The organism is Actinomycetospora sp., assembly GCF_055612215.1.
Map to the genome: position 1 here is coordinate 1 of NZ_JBVPVA010000815.1, position 1,510 is coordinate 1,510.

2 protein-coding genes are annotated in these 1,510 nt (G+C 71.0%); one reads left to right on the plus strand and one right to left on the minus strand.

The window, feature by feature from the left end; translation table 11 throughout:
- The first annotated feature begins 272 nt into the window (after positions 1-272).
- Positions 273-1,112: an alpha/beta fold hydrolase gene (locus AC0CYZ_RS22220; RefSeq protein ID WP_472219337.1), complete on the plus strand. Its 840-nt coding sequence runs from the start codon at positions 273-275 to the stop codon at positions 1,110-1,112.
- 47 nt (positions 1,113-1,159) lie between these two features.
- Here AC0CYZ_RS22220 and AC0CYZ_RS22225 read toward each other — a convergent pair.
- Positions 1,160-1,510, minus strand: a 351-nt coding sequence (locus AC0CYZ_RS22225) for a hypothetical protein (protein ID WP_472219339.1), incomplete at its 5' end; no start/stop codon positions are given.

The following is a 1,510-nucleotide window of genomic DNA, read 5'->3' on the forward strand; positions in this document are numbered from 1 at the left end:
GTCGGTGGTCGAGGTTCGCGCCTACCTCGATTCCGCCATGGTGACCTGGACGATCACGCGCAACGAACTGCTGCTCGCAGCCCGGTCGCGACATGGTGCGGATCCGGGCAGAGCCTAGTCGCCCACCGGCCGAACGAGACCCCGCCGCCGCCACGACACGAGCTCGTCACCACGGGGCTGCCGCGAATGCGATCCGCCCCGGACTCGAACGACGCGGCACCGGCCGCACCGACGCCGGGAACGCCACGCCGAGGGGCCCCGGGACCTCGGGGATGCTGTCGAATTTCGCTGCCACCCGAGCACGTCGAGGAAGGTTCCGCCGAAACGAGCGTCAACGGCTGACATCGCCGCCGGAGGATGTCGAGATCGAGCGGACCGGGACCCCCCGGTCGACCCTGCTCGACCTCGAGGAGACAGAGACCGTGACCGATGTGATCTTGGTGCACGGGGCCTGGACCGACGCGTCGGTCTGGCATCCGGTGATGGCTCGGCTGTGGGCGGACGGTCACGAGCCGACGGCGGTCGGCCTTCCGATGACCACCCTCGACGAGGACATCGCGTGGACCCGCCGCGAGCTCGCCGGACGCGACCGTCCCACGATCCTCGTCGGCCATTCCTACGGTGGCATGGTCATCTCCGCGGCAGCCCTCGACCACCAGCACGTGGCGGGACTCGTGTTCGTCTGCGCCTACGCCCCCGGCCCGACCGACACCGTCGCCACGCTGGCCGGACGGGGTCGCGAGATGCCCGGCCGGAAAGCCATCCGCTTCTCGAGCGACGGCTGGACGTCGGTGGCCCCGCAGGGCTTCGTCGACTCCCTGGCGTCCGACCTCCCGCCTGCCACCGCACGCGTGCTCGCCGCCTCGCAACGTGCCACCCACAGCGACTGCCTCACCGGAGCCCCCGGTGCCGTGGCGTGGGACGGCCTACCGTGCCGCTACATCCAGACCCTGGACGACCACATGTTCGACCCCGAGTTACAGCGGCGGTTCGTGGAGCGGGTGAACGCCGAGAGGGTCGAACTCCCTGCAGGACACCTGGTCCCACTGTCCCGCCCGGACGAGGTGGCTGCAGTGATCCGGGGCATGGCGGCGAACGTCGGCGGCCGGTGACGACGCCGACCAGCGTCGCCACCGCGGAGCATGGCGTCGTCGTCCGCTCAATGCAGGAGCACGAGCTTGAGCGCGACGGCGATCGCCGCGACCCCGGCCACCACGATCCCGAACCAGGCCGCGCGGGACCACCCGATGGGCTGCTTGAGGTGGTGGTAGACGATGCCGATGGAGCCCAGGCGCAGGACCAGCAGCGCCGAGGACACCGCCTGGGCCCATACCGGCGCCGGCCAGCCGAGCATCGCCGCGGTGAAGAGGATCAGCGGTGGGATGCCCGCGCTGATGATCGGGACGGAGTCCCGCAGCTCGTCCAGCAGAGCCGTCCGGACCTCGTGCCCGCCGAACACCGCACCGACCACGTCGGCGAGGACGTGCGCGACGTAGGTCGAGACGACCGT

Coding starts and splice junctions, on each gene's coding strand:
- AC0CYZ_RS22220 (WP_472219337.1), top strand. CDS start 273: ATGCTGTCGAATTTCGCTGCCACCCGAGCACGTCGAGGAAGGTTCCGC.